This window comes from Vibrio ponticus (assembly GCF_009938225.1).
In the GTDB taxonomy this organism is placed as follows: domain Bacteria; phylum Pseudomonadota; class Gammaproteobacteria; order Enterobacterales; family Vibrionaceae; genus Vibrio; species Vibrio ponticus.
Map to the genome: position 1 here is coordinate 2,255,797 of NZ_AP019657.1, position 18,935 is coordinate 2,274,731.

The following is an 18,935-nucleotide window of genomic DNA, read 5'->3' on the forward strand; positions in this document are numbered from 1 at the left end:
TACCTCATGTTTAAAGCGCTTTGCTTGTCTTTGATCTTATTGCCACTTCATGCACTGGCGTTATCGCTTACTCCCCTAGATAGAGCGCCCTATTTTGGCGACTTAGATAAACTCGAAAAAAAAGGCGTCATTCGTGTTCTGGTATCCGCTGATCTGGGTTTCTACTACATAGAGCAAGGTCAACCGAAGGGGATACTGGCGGAACTTCTCTATCACTTTGAAAAGCAGCTCAAACGCAGCCATGCCAAACTCAATCTGCAAGTGATCCCTGTTGATCGCGATGATCTTCTGCCTTTACTTGAACAGGGTTATGGCGATCTTGTTGTCGCCAACCTAACCGTGACCAAACAACGGCAAGAAAAGGTCGAATTTAGTGCTCCAGTAAGACGGGGGGTAGAAGAATGGATCATCACCCCCAAACAGAAAACCCAATACACCAATATCAAACAGTTGAGCGGTAAAGAGTTTTGGGTGCGTGCTAGCTCTAGTTACTTTGAGAGCTTGCAGAAGCTCAACCACCAGCTCAATAAACTCGGTAAACCTCCGGTGTTAATCCGCTTTTTGCATGAAACCATCCAAGACTACGAAGTAATGGAGATGGTCAATCAAGGGCACATTAAAGCGACCGTTCTCGATAGTCACAAAGCCGAACTTTGGCTAACTGTCATGAACAATATCCAAGCGCAAAGAAAACTGCCGCTGCGCAAAAATGGGGTGATCGCTTGGGCAATGAGAAAAGGGAGTCCGCAACTTAAGCGTGCGGTTGATCAATATCTTGCCAAACATCGCTCAGGCACCATGATGGGCAATGTGATTTACGGTAAATATCTGGAAAATACTCGCTGGCTACGTGAAGTGCTCGATCCGAAAAACATCCGTAAGTTAGAGTCTCTCGCGGATACCTTTAGCCACTACTCCAATCAATATGGCTTCGATCCGTTAATGATTTCCGCGCAGGGTTATCAAGAGTCAGGGCTCGATCAAAGAAAAGTATCGCGCATGGGGGCTGTCGGTATTATGCAGGTGCTGCCTAGCACAGCCAGAGATCCCAACGTCAACATTGCAAACATCTACAAACTCGACAACAACATTCATGCTGGCGTGAAATATATGCGCTTTATTAAAGACCGCTATTTTAACGACACCAACATCAGCGCCGAAAACAAAGTCTATTTCGCCCTCGCCTCTTATAACGCCGGTCCGGGTAATATTCGCAAGATGCGCCGCATCGCTCGTCAGCAAGGATATAACCCAAACAAGTGGTTTAAACATGTCGAAGTCGTCACCCGGCGCAACATTGGTCGCGAACCGGTGCAATATGTCACGAATATTAATCGCTACTTTATTATCTATACGCAGCTATCGTTATTGCAGCAAAGCCGCAACCAACCCGACCACTCAGTCACCAACCCTTTGGTCTTCCCGATTGAAGTTAAAGAAAAATAAATCCCGTTCGAGCAGAACTGAAGATAAAAGCGAATTTGGCAGATGGCAGATTTTTTTTGAGAGGGGAATCACAAATAGAGGGTGAGCAAGGAATGAGCAACCTGTTTCTTTAGGTCGTATAAGAGCCCTAAAAAACAGTGGCTTTTTAGCTAGATACCCTTACCAATCTAACGCGTTTTTTTTGTTTCACAAGCTTTTTCGTAGATTAATTCCAACAGTGTTTGAGTGAGATCACAAATGGTCTTGAGCAAGAAATATCAGGCAAAAATAGTGATACAGATCACATTCTTTCTTGGTTGAATCAGTAATCTGGAGTTAACCCATGAGGGATGCAACAGAGGAAAACATCTATGAAAGTAAACATCACTGGTAAAAATATCGACATCACCTCTGCAATCCGCAATCACATTGAGAGCAAATTTAAAAAGCTCGAAAAGTGGCAAGTAGATATCATTGGCTGCCAAGCGACATTCAGCGAGGAGCCAAACAAACAAATGAAGTTTGAAGCAGTCATCACGGTACCAAAAGGAAAACTTGTCGCTTCAGCATTACATGAAGATTTATACGCTGCCGTTAACGAGGTAGAACAAAAACTAGAACGTCAGCTAAACAAACTACGCCACAAACCAGAAGCTCGCCGCAGCGAAAAGCCGGAGCTTGAAGAAGTCGAAGAAGCGGAATAACCAAATCGATATTTAGAAAATAGCGCCTCAGGGCGCTATTTTTTTGCTTGACGCTGAAAACACGGTTGCTTATTGTGTTGAGTAACTTCTTAAATGAATGAAAATTATGCAACTCACTCATCTGTTCTTTTTCGACTTATTTTTTCTCCAATAGCTTTGGAGGCTGACTCGTTTTCGGAAGATAAGTCAAAAACGAACAGAAAGCCTCCCCAACGGGAGGTTTTTTTATGTAAGGATTATTAGGATGACAGAACAACAATACTCTCTTGACGAAATTCGTCTACGCCTTAACGAGCTAGACGATAAACTGCTACAACTACTTTCCGAACGTCGTAAGATGAGTATTGAAGTGGCAAAAAGTAAAGTACACACCGCCAAGCCTGTGCGTGATGCTGAGCGTGAACAACAACTACTCGTCAAACTAATCAACAACGGTCTCGATAAATACCAACTGGATGCCCAGTACATCACTAAGCTATTCCATGCGATTATTGAAGACTCGGTACTTCTACAGCAGTCATACTTACAAAACCTTGCTAACCCAGAACTGAGCCGCAAACCTCTGGCTCGCGTCGCCTTTCTTGGTTCAAAAGGCTCTTATTCACATCTGGCAAGCCGTGAATATTTCAGTCGTAAAAATACTGAATTAATCGAACTCAATTGCGAAGGCTTTAAAGAGGTAGCAAGCACAGTAGAATCTGGTCATGCAGATTTTGGTGTGCTACCGATTGAAAACACCAGTTCCGGTTCTATCAACGAAGTCTATGACCTGCTGCAACACACCACGTTATACATCGTCGGCGAAATCACCTTACCGATTGAACATTGCTTAGTGGCAACCGAAGAGATCCGTCTAGAAAACCTAACGACTCTCTACTCACATCCTCAGCCTCATCAGCAATGCAGTGAGTTCATTGGACGCTTGAAAAACATTGAACTTAAAACCTGTGCAAGCACCGCAGATGCGATGCAAAAAGTACGTGAGCTCAATCGCTCTGATGTGGCAGCCATTGGCAATGCCTCTTCGGGTAAAATCTACGGTTTACAACCGATCCAAGGCAACATCGCCAACCAAACCGAAAACCATACACGCTTTATCGTTGTGGCACGCAAGCCAGTTGAAGTCTCTCCGCAGATCCCGGCGAAAACCACGCTCATCATGTCTACATCACAAGAGACTGGCTCATTGGTTGCCACACTGCTGGTGCTGCAACGTTACGAAATCAACATGACCAAGCTTGAGTCGCGCCCAATCATGGGTAACCCATGGGAAGAAATGTTCTATGTTGATGTTGATGCTCACTTAGATGCGGAGAATATGCAAAACGCACTTTCTGAACTGACTCGCATTACTAAACACTTAAAGGTATTGGGTTGTTACCCAAGTGAGAATGTGAAGCCAACTCAAGTAAAACTAGTGTAAGGATTCGCCACACAGTTCAAAAAACAGCCCATCTGTGGCTGACACTCTGTATAAAACTCTCTAGCATGCTCATCTCTTTGAGCATGCTTTTGTGTAAGCCCCTCCTCTCTTACATAGCTCGGTGTTATCCAATTTAAACCAAGGACTCGGTAACTCCGCATGACAATAAGACAATTCCTCTACTGCTCACTCTGGCTATTGCCAAGTGTCAGTTTTACGCTCGCCGCTCAACAACTCAATATCTTAATGTGGGAAAACACGCTTTCTCAGCAGGTCATTGAACAATGGCAACAGGAGACAGGCATAACCCTCAAAATTACCCATTTCGACAGCAATGATGAGAGAGATACGTTACTCAGCAGCAATGAACGTCTGCTCTTCGATGTAATGGTGCTTGATAATATTTCAACCAATGTCTTTGGTAACCTAGGCAAGCTCACTAACATCACTGGCGTAAACAACCGTAAGCATCATGATGCTTTCTGGAACAATGCCTGTGGCGAGTATGGTCAACCCTATTTTTGGGGATCAATTGGTGTCGTTTATCGTTCCGACATAGTCAAAACGCCCCCGTCAAGCTGGCCGGAATTTATCACTCCTGACGAAACCCTTTCAGGGCATATCGGTTTGCTCAATGATACGACGGATAGTTTTTTACCGTTTCTACTTAGCTTAGGGATCTCACCTGGCACAAGTAACCCGGATGTGCTGCACCAAAGCTATCAGACCATGCGAGAGTTCAACAAACACATCTTGACCTACCAATACCCATTAAGCTTTATTGCGCAAGCCGAGGAGAGCGATCAACTCTATATTGCCATGGCTTACAGTGGTGATCAGCACTTACTCAATCAACAACAGCATACTAAACACTGGCAATATAAAACTCTCACTGAAAAGCCAAATTTGTGGCTCGACTGCTTAGCCATCAACCGAAAGTCTGATAAACAACCTCTTGCCCTAAGCTTTATTGACTACATTTCAGATCCCAAAGTCGCTGCAATCAATGCAACCGAAATCAAAGCTGCAACGACCAACCGAAGTGCCTTGAAACTAGTCCCTGATTGGTATGCAAATGATGCACTATTAAACGCTGATACAACCCATTTTCGCCTCGAACAGTTAGAGCAGACGCTCTCCGCTAAAAATATTAGCCTTCGAGCCAAAATACTCAGCCAGCTATTAATAGAACATGAAACTCAACACTAGAGTCCTTTTACTTGTCGCGCCGGTCATTTTGATCAGCGCTGCCATATCAAGTTATGGCATATTCCAAAACCAAAAAGAGGCATTGATTAAGCGGGAAACGAGCTATTTGCAACTCACGATGGAGAAGCTCGCTGGTCACTTTCGCCAGTCTTATTCATTAATCAATAGCTATGCGTTAACCCTGTCACGCAGCGAAATAGTCTTACAGTATCTGCGCAACCAAGAAAATCCATTTATTGAAATGGAGATTCTGAGCAATATGCAACGCATCATTAATAGCTTCCAGTCCCTTTCCCAAGATGAAATTGGTATCGCAATTCTCGATCATCAGCAAACCCCACGCTTCTTCGCCGATAACCAAAAAGATCCTTTTTCTAACATCGATATTCAAGCACTGGAATACGTTAAATCCATATACTCTAAGACCAAGCTAGACGAGCATATTGGCTTTAGCAAAAATCAAAAGGGGCAGAGCCTACTTATTCACTATAAAGTGGTGGACCCTATTTCTTGGCAAATTTCATTGAATGATAACCAAAGTAACAAAGCGATCTTTCTGGTGTATATGACGTTGGATCAATTTGACCAACTGCAACGGATCATTGAATTTGATAACGACAGCTCCATTTTCTATACCCCTCACCCTGTACAAAAAAACGGTTTGAATCAGTCGATAGAGTTACAGTCTGGTCTGTTCGCCACCTTAGATCCCGCGAGCTATTTGCTTGAAGATAAACTAAGTGAAATCAAAGGAAAGCTATTGCTTTTTTACTCGGGTTCTTCGATTTTGACCTTAGTTATTTTATTGCTACTTTTGTATCGTCATGTCACCAGCCCACTGGCTAAACTCGACCGTCAACTATTAGAAGTTGAGAACAAGCAGCGCCTGAATATCGAAACCTTACCGAATAAAGATGAAATAGGTCGTTTGTCATATCGTTTTCAAAGTCTGTATCAAGAGCTGCAGCAGGCGTATCAAAAAACCAAGGCACTGGCTGAAAATGACCATCTCACGGGTTTAGCCAATCGCTACCAATTTCAAAACTATGCCAGCCAATGTTTAACCAATCGCTACCAGTGTAAATACGCGTGGATTCTCTATATCGACCTCGACAACTTTAAATATGTGAATGACAAATATGGGCATAATGCTGGAGACAGTTTACTGACTAACTTTGCCGCCCACTTACGTACGTTGTGCCACGATTGGCAAGTGGTCAATCAGGAAAAGTGTCTAGCCGCCCGCTTATCAGGGGATGAATTTGCCATCTTTATTGCGACCAAAACCAATAGCAAACCCGCTGAAACTCTCGCCCAAGCAATTCTTGACCCTTTTGTTGCAAGTTCCACCTCTCCGCTAGGTCGCTTACCCATTACCGCCAGTATTGGTATTGCCAGTTACCCAACCGATGGCAAAACCCTAGAACACCTGCTATCGAATGCCGATACTGCAATGTATCAAGCGAAACGCGCAGGAAAAAACCAGCTCTCTTATTACTCGCAAGCGCTCGATAACACAGTACGTCGCCAAACTCAGATTGAACGAGCACTCAGAAATGGCGATTTTAACCGTGAGTTTCGTTTACTCTATCAGCCCTACTTTGATCGCTCAGGCAGTCATGTTGTCGGCGTAGAAGCCTTACTTCGTTGGCATTCACCTAAGCTCAACAACGTGCCACCGGAAGAGTTCATCCCTATCTCAGAGAAAACCGGCTTATTCGGTAATATCGACCGCTGGGTAATAGAGCAGGCATTTCGTGATTTTGTCGATCTTCAGGAGACGTTTAACCACGAGATTCAACTCTCCATTAATCTTTCTGCGGCTGAATTAGATTCAAAACAACTCGCCACTTTTATTCATATGATGGCGCAGCAATATCAAGTTCAACCAGATTTAATCGATTTCGAGATCACCGAAACCTTCGCTACCGATTCACACAACTACACCTTGCTTGATGAGCTCTCTAGCATGGGGTTCAAACTCGCCATCGATGATTTTGGTTCAGGCTATACATCTATTACACAGCTTGTAGAATACCCAGTACAAAAAATTAAATTAGATCGTGAATTCTTAGCGACCCTGATCAAAACCAACAATCGTAAAGTTGTAAAACCACTTGTCGACTTGTGTCATTCACAATCAATGATCGTGACAGCAGAAGGGATTGAATCAGCAGAGATGCATGATTGGCTAGCCGATAATCAATGCGATTACATGCAAGGCTATTACCTCTCTCCACCGGTAAAGCTTTCTCAGTTAAAAGAGTTCGCGAGCAAACCAAAGGTATTGGAAGATGTCTATTAAGACTGTCATTGTCGCATCACTAAATCCCGCCAAGATAGACGCGGTAAAAAGCGCATTTAACGCTGTGTTTCCACAACAAGAGTTTCATTTCCAAGGCGTAAACGTGCCGAGTGGTGTTGCAGATCAGCCAATGAGTAACCAAGAAACGTATCAAGGGGCGCGTAATCGTGTCGCTAACGCCAAACAATCTGCCTCCGGCGATTACTATGTTGGTTTAGAAGCCGGGGTAGAAAATGGGATTACTTTCGCTTGGATGGTGATTGAATCAGATACTCAGCGCGGCGAGTCTCGCTCGGCAAGTATGATGTTGCCACCCAAAGTGGCTGAACAATTAAGTCACGATGTCGAACTCGGCAACATTATGGATAAAGAATTTAATACCGAGAATATCAAACAAAAAGGCGGAGCTATTGGCTTACTGACTCAACATCAGTTGACCCGCAGTTCGGTTTACCATCAAGCGTTGATTTTGGCGCTCATTCCATTTAGCAACCCCAATCACTACGCGGCAAATATCTAAGCCACTGAAAACAATAAAGGTGCCATTGGGCACCTTTATCTTATTAACGTTCAAGCAACTCAGTAATAGCTTGTTTCTCTTCTGAACTTTTCGACTTTAGTTCATTTGAGCCGCGAGTAATGGTCGCAACACCCACCCCCAGCATTTGACTGATTTGGCGTTGCGATAAATCACCTTTAAGCAGTTCACGCAAAATGTTCACACGGGCAACAAGCGAGTCTCTTTCATCTGGGGTCAACAGCATGGTGAGCAACATTTCATGCTGTTCCGTTGCCGTGCTATGTTTAATCAAATCTAAGATCTGTTGCCAGTCAGTGTACTCAGGTTGTTGTGCCATGATTTGAGTGCTCGCTTAATACTTGGTTTTCATTTCATTTGGCTTGAGGAAAGCACCATCGGCGCTCAATAGCTCACGATAGTACATCTCAAACATCAAAATGTTTTGGACATAACCGCGAGTTTCATTGAACGGAATGGCTTCAATAAACGCATAAGCATCTAATTTACCTTGCGTTCTCTCACGCCAGGTTTTCACTCTTCCAGGACCTGCATTATACGCGGCAAACGCGAAAATTCGATTGTTATCGTATTTATCCAACAAACTCTGCAAGTAACGACTGCCAATCTCGATGTTTTTACCTACCTGATACAAATCATGGCTGCCGTCGTAGCTCAACTCATATTTACGCGCAGTATACTTGGCTGTCGAAGGCATGATTTGCATGATCCCACGTGCACCAACTGGTGATTTCGCTTCCACATCCATGGCACTCTCTTGGCGAGCGAGTGACATTAAAGTGATCGGGTCGATACTGTGCTTGTCCCCATAAAAATTAAACCACCAGCGATGAGCGACCGGAAAACGCAGCTTTAGGTTGTCCCACATTTTCGCTTCAATACTGCCGGTCACCGTCAGATGATGCCAACGCTTATACGCGGCATAAGCGGTTAGCTGCTCTTGCTGCGTTTTACTGGCACGATTAAGCAAATGACGCCACTCACTCTTCGCCGCAGCAATTTTGTCACGCGCGATCAGTTCATCAATGCGAGCCAATGATTGATCAAACGGCTTCACGACACTGCGATCAAGCTGAAGCGTAGTTTGGGGATAAACCACTGAACGACCGAGCTCTTTTGCCGCCGCAACACTGTAGAAATTGCGCTTACCGACAATTTTTTCTAAACGTTGTTTTGCTTGCTGGTTTTGTCCTTGCTCTAGTTCAGCGCGAGCTAACCAGTATTGCCAGCGTAATGAAGCCTGTGGCTTTTCAGTCAGTACTCCAATCCAACGCTCCACACCTTGCCAATCAGCGTGTTGAATGGCTAAGCGAATGCGACGTTCAATCAGCTTGGTGCTGCTTGATTGATCAATTTGTGTGTCACGCCACTCTATCAGCTCGGCAGAGTCAGTATTGATTAAGCGCAGTGCAATATAGTCAGCAAGCGCTTGCGCTTGAGGCGATGACATTTTTTGTCCGGCAACCACTTCAGACCAAGCTTGTTGGGCTTGTTTGACATCCATCCTTGCCAGCTTCTCTAATGCCATCTCGCTCTGTTGACGATAAAACGCATTAGCAGGTTGCTGTTTGGCAAAATTAGCGACGCTACTTGGTTTATCAAATAGTGCCTTCATCTGCTGCGCTTGTTTTTTGGCTTCGCTTGAGCCAACTTGCTTCGATAGATATTTGAGTAAGCTGCCGTTTCGGGCATCAAACGCCAGCAACATACGATCAAGTATCTGCTGATCAGTTCTGAGTCCAGCTTTGTCCCAAGCAGAAAAGAGCGGATCACAAGCGTCGGACACACTGCGACCTTTCAACCACAACTCTTGCGCACCTGTAAACGCCAGTTGCTGATTACCGGTCTGTAACTGTGCGTTGTAGTAGTGACACTGATACTGTTCTCCACGAGGCAGTTCCGTTTGAAACGCCAATAGTGTTTGCCACTGTTTGTTGCGAGCTAGAGAGTCAATATACGGCGCTCGAATCCGCTTCGAGAATGGAAAGTCTCGATATTGCTCAATAAACGCATCCACTTGCTGAGGGGACTTATCGCCCAACTGGAGTAAAAAGGTGCGGTAATCCACATAAGGAGTAAGCGGATAAGTTGCGATTTGCGGTCGTAACTCAAGATATTTATCCACTTGTTTACTATCAAGCAGTTGCTGCGCTTGATCATAAAGTTCTCTTTGTTCCGATAAAGGAGTAGCAGCGAAACCTGCTGCGCTGTATATCATCGTCGACAATGCCAATAGCGATGAAGGAAGGCGATACAGCGTCTTAGAAGACCTTGGCGTCATGTCATCTCGTCCTAGTGAGAAACGATTTTAATAAAAGGCTATATAAAACTATTCTAATCGCTTCTGTAAAGCATGCGGTTGTAAATAGAAATTATTTCATACAAGTGTGACACATTTAATCAATTGCACTTCCCTATCGAGTAAATTTCGTTAGTATGCTTTCTCTATCAGCACCAATTGTCAGGATCGGTAACAAAGCTTGTTCGGTTGGTGTAAAATACTTGTTTATGTATACAGAAAGTTAGGAACGATCGGCAATGGCTGAATACGTATATACCATGTCGCGGGTGAGCAAAATTGTGCCACCTAAGCGTCAAATTCTAAAAGACATTTCTCTAAGCTTCTTCCCTGGTGCAAAAATCGGTGTTCTTGGTCTGAACGGTGCAGGTAAATCAACACTGCTACGTATCATGGCGGGTATCGATACTGATATCGATGGTGAAGCTCGTCCACAACCAGGTCTGAACGTAGGCTACCTACCTCAGGAGCCAGTACTCGATGAATCTAAGACTGTTCGTGAGATCGTTGAAGAAGCCGTATCTGATGTAGCAGGTGCTCTTAAACGCCTAGACGCGGTATATGCAGCTTACGCTGAAGAAGATGCAGATTTCGATGCACTAGCAAAAGAGCAAGGTGAACTGGAAGCGCTAATTCAAGCGAAAGATGGTCACAACCTAGATAATGCTCTTGAGCGTGCAGCAAACGCACTACGCCTGCCTGAGTGGGATCAAAAAATCCAACACTTGTCAGGTGGTGAACGTCGCCGTGTTGCTATCTGTCGTCTGCTACTAGAAAAGCCAGACATGCTACTACTAGACGAACCAACCAACCACTTGGATGCTGAGTCTGTTGCATGGCTAGAACGCTTCCTAGTGGATTACACAGGTACTGTAGTGGCTATCACGCACGACCGTTACTTCCTAGATAACGCTGCGGGCTGGATCCTTGAACTTGACCGTGGTGAAGGTATTCCATGGCAAGGTAACTACACCTCTTGGCTAGAGCAAAAAGATGCACGTCTACAGCAAGAAGCATCACAAGAAAGCGCTCGTCAAAAGACCATCGAGAAAGAACTTGAGTGGGTACGTAAGAACCCTAAAGGTCGCCAAGCAAAATCGAAAGCACGTATGGCGCGCTTTGAAGAACTGCAAAGCACTGACCACCAAAAACGTAATGAGACCAACGAGCTGTTCATTCCGCCAGGTGAGCGTCTAGGTGACAAGGTTATCGAAGTTAACAACCTAACTAAGTCATTCGATGGTCGCGTTCTGATTGATGACCTATCATTCAGCATGCCTAAAGGTGCGATCGTTGGCATCATCGGTGCCAACGGTGCAGGTAAATCGACTCTGTTCAAGATGCTAAGTGGCACAGAACAACCTGACTCAGGCACTATCGAGATGGGTGACACGGTTAAACTGGCATCAGTTGATCAGTTCCGTGACTCGATGAACGATAAGAACACCGTATTCCAAGAAATCTCGGAAGGCGCTGACATCATCAAGATCAATAACTTTGAAATCCCAGCACGTGCTTACTGCTCTCGCTTCAACTTCAAAGGCTCAGATCAACAAAAAGTGATTGGCGAACTGTCTGGTGGTGAGCGTAACCGTGTTCACCTAGCGAAACTGCTAAAAGCAGGCGGTAACGTACTGTTACTCGATGAACCAACCAACGACCTAGACGTTGAAACTCTGCGTGCACTTGAAGAAGCGCTACTAGAGTTCCCAGGTTGTGCCATGGTCATCTCGCACGACCGTTGGTTCCTAGACCGTATCGCAACCCACATCATCGACTACCGTGACGAAGGTCAAGTTAACTTCTACGAAGGTAACTACACCGAGTACATGGAATGGCTGAAGAAGACGTTGGGACCTGAAGCGGCAGAACCACACCGCATCAAGTACAAGCGTATTTCTAAGTAATCATGATGTGTTCAGCAGAGAATCGATGATATCTCTGCTTGAAATTCATTCAAAGGCCGCTAATATAGCGGCCTTTATTGTTATACGGTTTGCATAGTTAGTAAGACAAAAACGACTTCCATCACTAACTTTAAATAATTCCAAATGGCGAGCAAACGAGTTCTGGTAAGCTGAAGCCAAATGGATTTTAAAGAGAACAATACATGATTGAACGTCGTCGATTTTCACGCATCGTATACCAAGCTCAAGCGGACGTGATGCAAAATGACACTCAAGTGACAGCCAGTGTAAAAGACTTATCTCTACATGGACTACTCCTTGACTGCCCGCAGAGCCAGCAACTCGATAGCTCTAAAACCATTTTAATAAAATTCCAACTGACCGATAGCGATATCGCTATCGAGCTTGAAGGACGAATCATCAATGAAGTCCAAGGAATTACTCGAGTTATCATCGAACATATTGATATTGAAAGTATCAGTCACATTAAACGCATTATTGAACTTAATGTTGGCGATGATCAGTTATTGCATCGAGAAATCGAACAGCTATCTGACCTAGCAGAATTTCCCTAACACAGTTGTATGTCCAAAAGAAAAATAACAATTACGATTCCTACTGGAACTGAAGCCCAGCATTTCTCTATCAGTAGACGCTTTTTGCTGCTCTCCATTGCTACGAGTTTTACCGTCATCGGTGCAAGTGCAGGCTTTATCTATCACAAACAAAATGAAGTAGTGGCGTTAAACCAAAATATTTTGACGCTTAATCAAACCCTCAGCATGACTCAAGAACAAAATGCCACACTTGAGCAATTGTATGAGGAGCAAATGGATGCGACTCACACGCTATCCCAAGAGTTAGAGCAAAAGCGTGACCAGTTACATGTGCTCGGCAAGCGAGTTTACGATGTGGAAGCGGTATTAGGTTTATCCGATGAAGCGCCACTGGATGAGCAAAATCTGGAAGATCGCTTAGATGCGGCTGCCGTCGACTCTGCTGTCCGCGCAACCATGTTCCGTATGATCCCTAACGACTCGCCATTGGACTACAATCGAATTTCATCTTCTTATGGTCGCCGAACCAATCCAATCACAGGCAAACGTCATACTCACACGGGTATCGATTTAACCTGTAAGCGTGGTACGCCAATTGTGGCCCCAGCGGATGGTGTCATCGAAACGGTAAGACCAAGTAAAAAAGGCTTCGGCAACTTTTTGACCTTACGTCACTCGTTTGGTTTTATGACCTCCTACGCTCACTTGCAATACTTTAAAGTGAAAAGTGGTCAATTCGTATCTAAAGGTGAAGTGATTGCAACTTGTGGTAACTCAGGTAACTCCACCGGACCACACCTACATTATGAGGTGCGCTTTTTAGGTCGCTCACTCAATCCGCAATACACCATGGATTGGACACCCGATAACTTTAACTATCTATTTGAGAAAGAGAAAAAGGTTAAATGGGCACCGTTGGTAAAACTGATTGATGACAACGTTCGTCTGCAAGTTAACTTAACTAACAATCCTTATACTGATAACTCTGTGAATACCGTAAACAACGCGGCAAGTAGCAACGATACTATCTCGGTGCAATAACAGCGCGACGTAAGCAAATAAAGAGTTATCACGCGATGAAACTAAAAAAGCTGCCTAAGGCAGCTTTTTGCGTATTGGAAAAGCATAACCTGCTTAACCGCGATGAATCGAATCATTGGCTTGTTTCAACAAATTCTGACTCTCCACCATAAACTGCTGCGAGTAATCGCCAAACCAATCACTGACTTGATTAAAATTATTGATAAAACTCTGTTTATCTTGGCTATCTAAGATATCTAACGCTTGACCAAAACGCTGATGGAAGCGCTTGATCATCTCGATATTCTCTTGCGAAGAGAAAATAATATCGCCGTACAGATTCGGGTCTTGTCCAAACAGACGCCCAACCATCGCCAGCTCGAGACGGTAAATTGGCGAGCTTAGTTGTAACAGCTTATCGATACTTGGGTTTTCTTGACTCAGATGCAAACCGTAAGCAAAAGAAGTGAAGTGGCGTAATGCTTGAATAAGGGTCATACCATGATCATGCTCACTGGCATCAATCTGGCACAGACTCGCACCCCAAATAGCAAACTGCTTTAATAGCCACTGGTAATGCTCTTCTCCTCGACCATCGCAGTAAACAATGACCTGCTTAGCCAGACTTGGCACATCTGGACCAAACATTGGATGTAGACCAACAACCGGACCTTGATGCACGCGCATCATCGCCGCTAACGGCTTAGATTTAATTGAGGTCAAATCACACAAGATACAATCACTTGGCAGATTACCCAGCTTCTCAATCACCCCTTGGGTTAGGTGAATTGGCACCGTGACCACCACCAACCCCGCATCTTCAAGGATCTCATCAGCGCGATGCCAATCTTGGCTACCCAGCACCTTCACTTGATAGCCTGATAAGCTGAACATACGACCGAACAAACCACCTAATTGACCTTTACCACCGACAATCACGACTGAGCGCAATTCTGGATTCAAGCACTTAAAACCTGAGTCTTTTTCACTGGCATAAGACTCGCGCATCGTGCGGCGTAAAATGTCTTCAATCAGCTGTGGTGGCACACCCATTTTCTCCGCTTCCGCGCGGCGAGAAGCAAGCATTGCCGCTTCGCGATCCGGCGCATAAATCGGCAAACCGTGCTCACTTTTCACCTCGCCAACTTGCTCGACCAGCGCTAAGCGCTGAGCCAACAAATTGAGGATCTGCTTATCTACTGCATCAATCTGATCACGCAGATGGTTTAACTGTTCAGCCATGAATATCCCTATACCTTACTACTTAAGCTTGTAAACGATCTTGTAAGAATGGCACTAAAGCTTCGTGCGCATGACGCAGTAGTGTCTCAGTTGTTTGCCAATTAATACAGGCATCTGTGATAGAAACACCGTATTGCATCTCACTTAGCGCTAAATCTGACGATTGGTTGCCTTCGTTAATGTGGCTTTCAATCATCAAACCAATAATCGATTTATTGCCTTCACGGATCTGGTGAATCACATCTTCCGCAACCAGCGGTTGACGGCGGTAATCTTTACGTGAGTTAGCATGGCTACAATCCACCATCAATGAAGCATCTAAGCCCATTTTTGCCATCTCTTCTTCACACTCAGCCACTGACACTGAATCATAGTTAGTCTGCTTACCACCACGTAAAATCACGTGACCGTTAGGGTTGCCTTGCGTCGTCAGCAGTGCCACTTCCCCTTCGCGACTAATACCCATGAAGCGGTGGCTAGAGGAAGCCGCCTGCATCGCGTTGACGGCGGTCGCTAGGTTGCCATCGGTGCCATTTTTAAAACCAATCGGCATCGACAAGCCACTGGCCATTTCACGGTGAGTTTGTGATTCTGTTGTTCGAGCACCAATCGCCGCCCAGCTAAACGTATCCGCTAAGTATTGCGGGCTAATTGGGTCCAGCGCTTCGGTTGCCAAAGGAATTTCCATCTCGGCTAATTCCACCAGCAATTGACGCCCCACGTGCAAGCCGTGTTCGATATCAAAGCTGCCATCAAGATGAGGGTCGTTTATCAAACCTTTCCAACCAACGGTGGTACGCGGTTTTTCAAAGTAAACACGCATCACGATGTAAAGCTGATCGCTCAGTTGTTCAGACAGTTGTTTGAGTCGACGCGCATAATCCTTAGCGGCTTCCACATCATGAATAGAACAAGGACCACACACTACCAGTAGGCGATGGTCTCTTTTGTGAATAATATCGGCAATTTCTTGACGAGATTGCTGAATAAATCGACGAGCATTATCACTTAATGGTAACTTCGCCTTTAACTCATCTGGCGTAATCAGTACTTGTTCATCAATGATGTTGATATTACTCAATTCACTTTTCTGCATAATCGACACTCTGTAAATAATAATTTACACCTTAAATTCCATTTCATTAAGGCACTGCTTAGCCATTAAGATAACAGGCGTAATTAATATTTCAACCGTAAATTAAAATAAACATCAGTGTAAAATTTAATTTACAACGCCAATTTAATCGCGCTTAGTTACAAATCTATGCTGAAAGCATGTTTTCTGATTAGCAAAGTCTTTAGAATAGGCATAAACCACGTAAGGAAATAGGTTGAGCAACATGGATTTGATCCTCTCGCTACTGCAGCAAATGTGCGTCTATTTAGTGCTCGCCTATATGTTGAGCAAGACGCCTATATTTCTCCCGCTACTTAACATCTCGCACCGCCTCAGTCATAAAATCGCAATTTATGTCCTGTTCTCGCTTTTTTGCATTTTGGGCACCTATTTTGGTCTACAAATCAATGATGCCATTGCCAATACTCGAGCTATCGGTGCCGTGATGGGAGGGTTATTCGGTGGACCTGTGGTTGGCTTCTTTGTCGGCATTGGTGATGATCATCATAAGCCTGAAACCCCCATTTCTTCGCAAAGCACTCTAGATGCGATTAGCCAAGACGACATTATTTACCTCGATGGTAAAGATAAGCCTTACCAATGTTCGATATCGCATCATTGTAAGTTAGGGTCAGCACTGATCATTCCACTGCGGGCGGGCGATAAAGTGATTGGTACGATTAAGTTGTACGAACCGAAACGTAAGCTGTTTTCCACCATTAATATGTCGATGGCTGAAGGTATCGCCCAGCTGCTGTCTAGCCAGATCCTGTATGGCGAGTTACAACAAAAACAATCACTGCTGGCGCAAGTAGAGATCAAGTTGCTTCATGCGCAAGTAAACCCGCACTTCTTGTTTAATGCACTGAACACCATCAGTGCTGTTATTCGGCGCGACCCTGCCAAAGCACGTCAACTCATCCAACATTTGTCGCAGTTTTTCCGCAGTAACCTTAAACAGGACATTGAGGAAGTATCGCTGCAAGATGAGCTTGAGCACGTTAATGCTTACCTCACCATAGAAAAAGCGCGCTTTACTGATCGACTCGAAGTCGAGATGGATATTGACCAAGCCTGGATGGCGCGCAGATTGCCAACATTCACGCTGCAACCCTTGGTGGAAAATGCGATTAAACACGGCACATCGCAATTACTAGAAGGTGGCGTGATCCGCATCTATAGCCAAGACGTTGAGCAAGGATGCAAAATTACTGTTGAAGATAATGCCGGTAGCTACCAAGCACCAAAACAGGATCATGAAGGGCTTGGCATGCAAATCGTTGCCAAGCGTCTCAGTAATAAGTTTGGCAACATCGGTCAACTGACTATCGAAGTCGAACCAAATCAATATACGAGAATGAGTTTTATCATTCCCCATCAAGATCGTTAAGGATAAATCATGCTTTCCGCTTTAGTGATAGATGATGAACTGTTTGCTCGCGAGGAACTGAGCGAGCTACTTGAAGAAACGGGACACATTACCGTTCTCGACCAAGCCAGTAATGCCATCGAAGGTTTAAAGAAGATCAACCAACTCAAACCCGATGTAGTATTTCTCGATATCAATATGCCGCAAATCACCGGTATAGAACTCTTAGCGATGTTAGACCCAGATATTCAAACCCGGGTGGTCTTTGTCACCGCCTACGACCAATTTGCGGTACAAGCGTTCGAAGAGAACGCCTTTGATTATCTGCTCAAGCCTGTCGACACAGCACGACTCAATGTCACTATTAGTCGCTTACTTAAGTCAGAGCAGAAAAATCTACAACAATATCAACCTATCGCGCCGACCAATTTAGATCAGGTGCCGTGCGTGGGCTTAAACCGCATTGTGATTATCCCAACCAAGGACATTGAGTTCGCTTATAGCGATATCAGTGGCGTACATGTGCAGACTGCTGAGCAAGTGGCAACGTGCCAGTTAACGCTGAAAGTATTGGAAGAAAAAACGCCACTGGTACGCTGTCATCGCCAGTACTTAATGAACATAAAAGCGATTAAAGAGATCAAGCTGCTGGAAAATGGTTTGGCGGAAATCATCTCTTCCAGTGGCCACCCGATTCCCGTCAGTCGCCGCTACCTGAAAACCCTCAAAGAGCTACTCGGTTTTCACTGATTAGTCCGCAAAGTAAATAGCAAAAGAGCCACTGACGTGGCTCTTAAATTACCGCTAACCGATGATTAGCAATCGAGAATACGTTTCATCGCTTCAGAAGCTTCACGCCACTTCTCACTGCGCTGCAGGTCGCTTAGGGTAAAAGATTGCTGCTTAAGCAAACGTGTCGCTTGTGGGAACTCAAGGATCGGCAAGTTATCGAGCACTTCAACCTGACCATCACGGTTATTACACAACAACAGCATGTCACAGCCCGCCACCAGCGCTTGATGTGAACGCGCCGCTGGACCGCCCATGATTGCCGCCCCTTCCATATTCAAATCGTCAGAGAATATAATGCCTTTAAAACCAAGTTGCTCCCGCAGTATTTTCTTCAACCAAAACTGAGAGCCACTCGCCGGTTGATCATCATATTGCGGATAAATGACGTGCGCAGGCATCATCGCATCTAACGTACCAGCCTCTATTTGCGCTTTAAAAATCGCCATATCTTGTTCAAGTATGGTTTGACGCTCATCGTAAGGGGTTTCTAAATGAGAATCCGCGATTACCCCGCCGTGACCTGGGAAGTGCTTACCCGTCGTCGCCATTCCCACCGATTTCATCCCACGCATATAAGCGCTACTATGGCGCATTATCGTATCGATATCATCACCAAAAGCGCGATCGCCAATTGCTTTACACTCAAAGCCTTTATCCAACACCGGGGCAAAGCTTAAATCGATATCATGAGCGATCAACTCAGCAGCCATCAACCAGCCACCCAGTTCTGCCATGCGCTCACTTTCTGCTTGCTCAGCATACAGCTTAGGTGCCGGAATACGGGAAAAACCTTCACGAAAGCGTTGTACTCGTCCGCCCTCTTGATCCACACCAATCAGGATTGGTCGCTTTGCCGCTTTACGAATCTCGTGAGTAAGCGCCACCAATTGTTTACTGTCATGATAGTTGCGGGCAAATAAGATTAAGCCACCCACGGTTGGATGTTGCAAAATTTCTCTGTCTTCTGCTGTTAATTCATACCCAGCCACGTCTACCCATAACGGACCCATAATTTCTCCTAATTGCGC

Annotated in this window: 16 protein-coding genes and 1 other annotated feature; of the genes, 11 read left to right on the plus strand and 5 right to left on the minus strand. The window is 44.9% G+C overall.

From position 1 onward, the window contains the following. Window positions 1–6 precede the first annotated feature (6 nt). From GZN30_RS10060 to yjjX, 6 genes are all read left to right on the plus strand, one after another. Complete coding sequence (locus GZN30_RS10060) at window positions 7–1,446, plus strand: MltF family protein (RefSeq protein ID WP_075651525.1); 1,440 nt, start codon at window positions 7–9, stop codon at window positions 1,444–1,446. 350 nt (window positions 1,447–1,796) lie between these two features. After that, window positions 1,797–2,129, plus strand: coding sequence for a ribosome hibernation-promoting factor, HPF/YfiA family (gene hpf / locus GZN30_RS10065; protein WP_075651523.1), 333 nt, complete (start codon window positions 1,797–1,799; stop codon window positions 2,127–2,129). Window positions 2,130–2,237: 108 nt separating this feature from the next. Further along, window positions 2,238–2,359, plus strand: a sequence feature (Phe leader region). A gap of 14 nt (window positions 2,360–2,373) precedes the next feature. Continuing rightward, window positions 2,374–3,552: a prephenate dehydratase gene (pheA, locus tag GZN30_RS10070; RefSeq protein ID WP_075651521.1), complete on the plus strand. Its 1,179-nt coding sequence runs from the start codon at window positions 2,374–2,376 to the stop codon at window positions 3,550–3,552. A gap of 159 nt (window positions 3,553–3,711) precedes the next feature. Next, a complete protein-coding gene (locus GZN30_RS10075) occupies window positions 3,712–4,761 on the plus strand; it encodes a polyamine ABC transporter substrate-binding protein (protein ID WP_232060474.1) in 1,050 nt (349 codons plus the stop codon). Beyond that, window positions 4,745–7,066 (plus strand): putative bifunctional diguanylate cyclase/phosphodiesterase, encoded by a 2,322-nt coding sequence (locus GZN30_RS10080; protein ID WP_075651519.1) that lies wholly within the window; start codon window positions 4,745–4,747, stop codon window positions 7,064–7,066. Before GZN30_RS10075 ends, GZN30_RS10080 begins: the two co-directional genes overlap by 17 nt. Then, window positions 7,056–7,586: an inosine/xanthosine triphosphatase gene (gene yjjX / locus GZN30_RS10085; RefSeq protein ID WP_075651517.1), complete on the plus strand. Its 531-nt coding sequence runs from the start codon at window positions 7,056–7,058 to the stop codon at window positions 7,584–7,586. Before GZN30_RS10080 ends, yjjX begins: the two co-directional genes overlap by 11 nt. Window positions 7,587–7,629: 43 nt before the next feature. Here yjjX and trpR read toward each other — a convergent pair whose 3' ends face one another. Together trpR and sltY are read right to left on the minus strand one after the other, a co-directional pair. Next, a complete protein-coding gene (gene trpR, locus GZN30_RS10090) occupies window positions 7,630–7,923 on the minus strand; it encodes a trp operon repressor (RefSeq protein WP_075651515.1) in 294 nt (97 codons plus the stop codon). A 15-nt stretch (window positions 7,924–7,938) separates the two neighbouring features. After that, entirely contained in the window at window positions 7,939–9,885 is a 1,947-nt protein-coding gene (gene sltY / locus GZN30_RS10095; protein ID WP_075651513.1) for a murein transglycosylase, read from the minus strand. A gap of 257 nt (window positions 9,886–10,142) precedes the next feature. Between sltY and ettA the strand changes: the two genes are divergently transcribed. From ettA to GZN30_RS10110, 3 genes are all read left to right on the plus strand, one after another. After that, entirely contained in the window at window positions 10,143–11,810 is a 1,668-nt protein-coding gene (ettA, locus tag GZN30_RS10100) for an energy-dependent translational throttle protein EttA (RefSeq protein ID WP_075651511.1), read from the plus strand. Between the two features lie 203 nt (window positions 11,811–12,013). Continuing rightward, on the plus strand, window positions 12,014–12,385 hold the full coding sequence (locus GZN30_RS10105; protein ID WP_075651509.1) for a PilZ domain-containing protein: 372 nt from the start codon (window positions 12,014–12,016) through the stop codon (window positions 12,383–12,385). Window positions 12,386–12,394: 9 nt separating this feature from the next. Further along, window positions 12,395–13,408: a M23 family metallopeptidase gene (locus tag GZN30_RS10110; RefSeq protein ID WP_075651507.1), complete on the plus strand. Its 1,014-nt coding sequence runs from the start codon at window positions 12,395–12,397 to the stop codon at window positions 13,406–13,408. A 93-nt stretch (window positions 13,409–13,501) separates the two neighbouring features. Here the strand turns inward: GZN30_RS10110 and tyrA are convergent, their stop codons facing one another. Further along, complete coding sequence (gene tyrA / locus GZN30_RS10115; RefSeq protein WP_075651505.1) at window positions 13,502–14,629, minus strand: bifunctional chorismate mutase/prephenate dehydrogenase; 1,128 nt, start codon at window positions 14,627–14,629, stop codon at window positions 13,502–13,504. 22 nt (window positions 14,630–14,651) lie between these two features. Beyond that, the gene (locus tag GZN30_RS10120) at window positions 14,652–15,725 is read right to left on the minus strand and encodes a 3-deoxy-7-phosphoheptulonate synthase (RefSeq protein ID WP_075651503.1); all 1,074 of its coding nucleotides are present in this window, start codon (window positions 15,723–15,725) and stop codon (window positions 14,652–14,654) included. A gap of 244 nt (window positions 15,726–15,969) precedes the next feature. Between GZN30_RS10120 and GZN30_RS10125 the strand changes: the two genes are divergently transcribed. Further along, the gene (locus GZN30_RS10125) at window positions 15,970–17,136 is read left to right on the plus strand and encodes a histidine kinase (protein WP_075651500.1); all 1,167 of its coding nucleotides are present in this window, start codon (window positions 15,970–15,972) and stop codon (window positions 17,134–17,136) included. 9 nt (window positions 17,137–17,145) lie between these two features. Then, window positions 17,146–17,865, plus strand: a complete 720-nt coding sequence (gene btsR / locus GZN30_RS10130; protein WP_075651498.1) for a two-component system response regulator BtsR — start codon at window positions 17,146–17,148, stop codon at window positions 17,863–17,865. A 65-nt stretch (window positions 17,866–17,930) separates the two neighbouring features. Here the strand turns inward: btsR and nagZ are convergent, their stop codons facing one another. Next, complete coding sequence (nagZ, locus tag GZN30_RS10135) at window positions 17,931–18,917, minus strand: beta-N-acetylhexosaminidase (RefSeq protein WP_075651496.1); 987 nt, start codon at window positions 18,915–18,917, stop codon at window positions 17,931–17,933. Window positions 18,918–18,935 lie beyond the last annotated feature (18 nt).

What these genes read in the sequence shown, in the direction of transcription:
- GZN30_RS10080 (WP_075651519.1), top strand. Translation starts at nt 4,745, where the DNA reads ATGAAACTCAACACTAGAGTCCTTTTACTTGTCGCGCCGGTCATTTTG.
- GZN30_RS10110 (WP_075651507.1), top strand. Translation starts at nt 12,395, where the DNA reads ATGTCCAAAAGAAAAATAACAATTACGATTCCTACTGGAACTGAAGCC.
- GZN30_RS10075 (WP_232060474.1), top strand. Translation starts at nt 3,712, where the DNA reads ATGACAATAAGACAATTCCTCTACTGCTCACTCTGGCTATTGCCAAGT.
- GZN30_RS10125 (WP_075651500.1), top strand. Translation starts at nt 15,970, where the DNA reads ATGGATTTGATCCTCTCGCTACTGCAGCAAATGTGCGTCTATTTAGTG.
- GZN30_RS10105 (WP_075651509.1), top strand. Translation starts at nt 12,014, where the DNA reads ATGATTGAACGTCGTCGATTTTCACGCATCGTATACCAAGCTCAAGCG.
- sltY (WP_075651513.1), bottom strand. Translation starts at nt 9,885, where the DNA reads ATGACGCCAAGGTCTTCTAAGACGCTGTATCGCCTTCCTTCATCGCTA.
- yjjX (WP_075651517.1), top strand. Translation starts at nt 7,056, where the DNA reads ATGTCTATTAAGACTGTCATTGTCGCATCACTAAATCCCGCCAAGATA.
- GZN30_RS10120 (WP_075651503.1), bottom strand. Translation starts at nt 15,725, where the DNA reads ATGCAGAAAAGTGAATTGAGTAATATCAACATCATTGATGAACAAGTA.
- hpf (WP_075651523.1), top strand. Translation starts at nt 1,797, where the DNA reads ATGAAAGTAAACATCACTGGTAAAAATATCGACATCACCTCTGCAATC.
- nagZ (WP_075651496.1), bottom strand. Translation starts at nt 18,917, where the DNA reads ATGGGTCCGTTATGGGTAGACGTGGCTGGGTATGAATTAACAGCAGAA.
- GZN30_RS10060 (WP_075651525.1), top strand. Translation starts at nt 7, where the DNA reads ATGTTTAAAGCGCTTTGCTTGTCTTTGATCTTATTGCCACTTCATGCA.
- pheA (WP_075651521.1), top strand. Translation starts at nt 2,374, where the DNA reads ATGACAGAACAACAATACTCTCTTGACGAAATTCGTCTACGCCTTAAC.
- tyrA (WP_075651505.1), bottom strand. Translation starts at nt 14,629, where the DNA reads ATGGCTGAACAGTTAAACCATCTGCGTGATCAGATTGATGCAGTAGAT.
- trpR (WP_075651515.1), bottom strand. Translation starts at nt 7,923, where the DNA reads ATGGCACAACAACCTGAGTACACTGACTGGCAACAGATCTTAGATTTG.
- ettA (WP_075651511.1), top strand. Translation starts at nt 10,143, where the DNA reads ATGGCTGAATACGTATATACCATGTCGCGGGTGAGCAAAATTGTGCCA.
- btsR (WP_075651498.1), top strand. Translation starts at nt 17,146, where the DNA reads ATGCTTTCCGCTTTAGTGATAGATGATGAACTGTTTGCTCGCGAGGAA.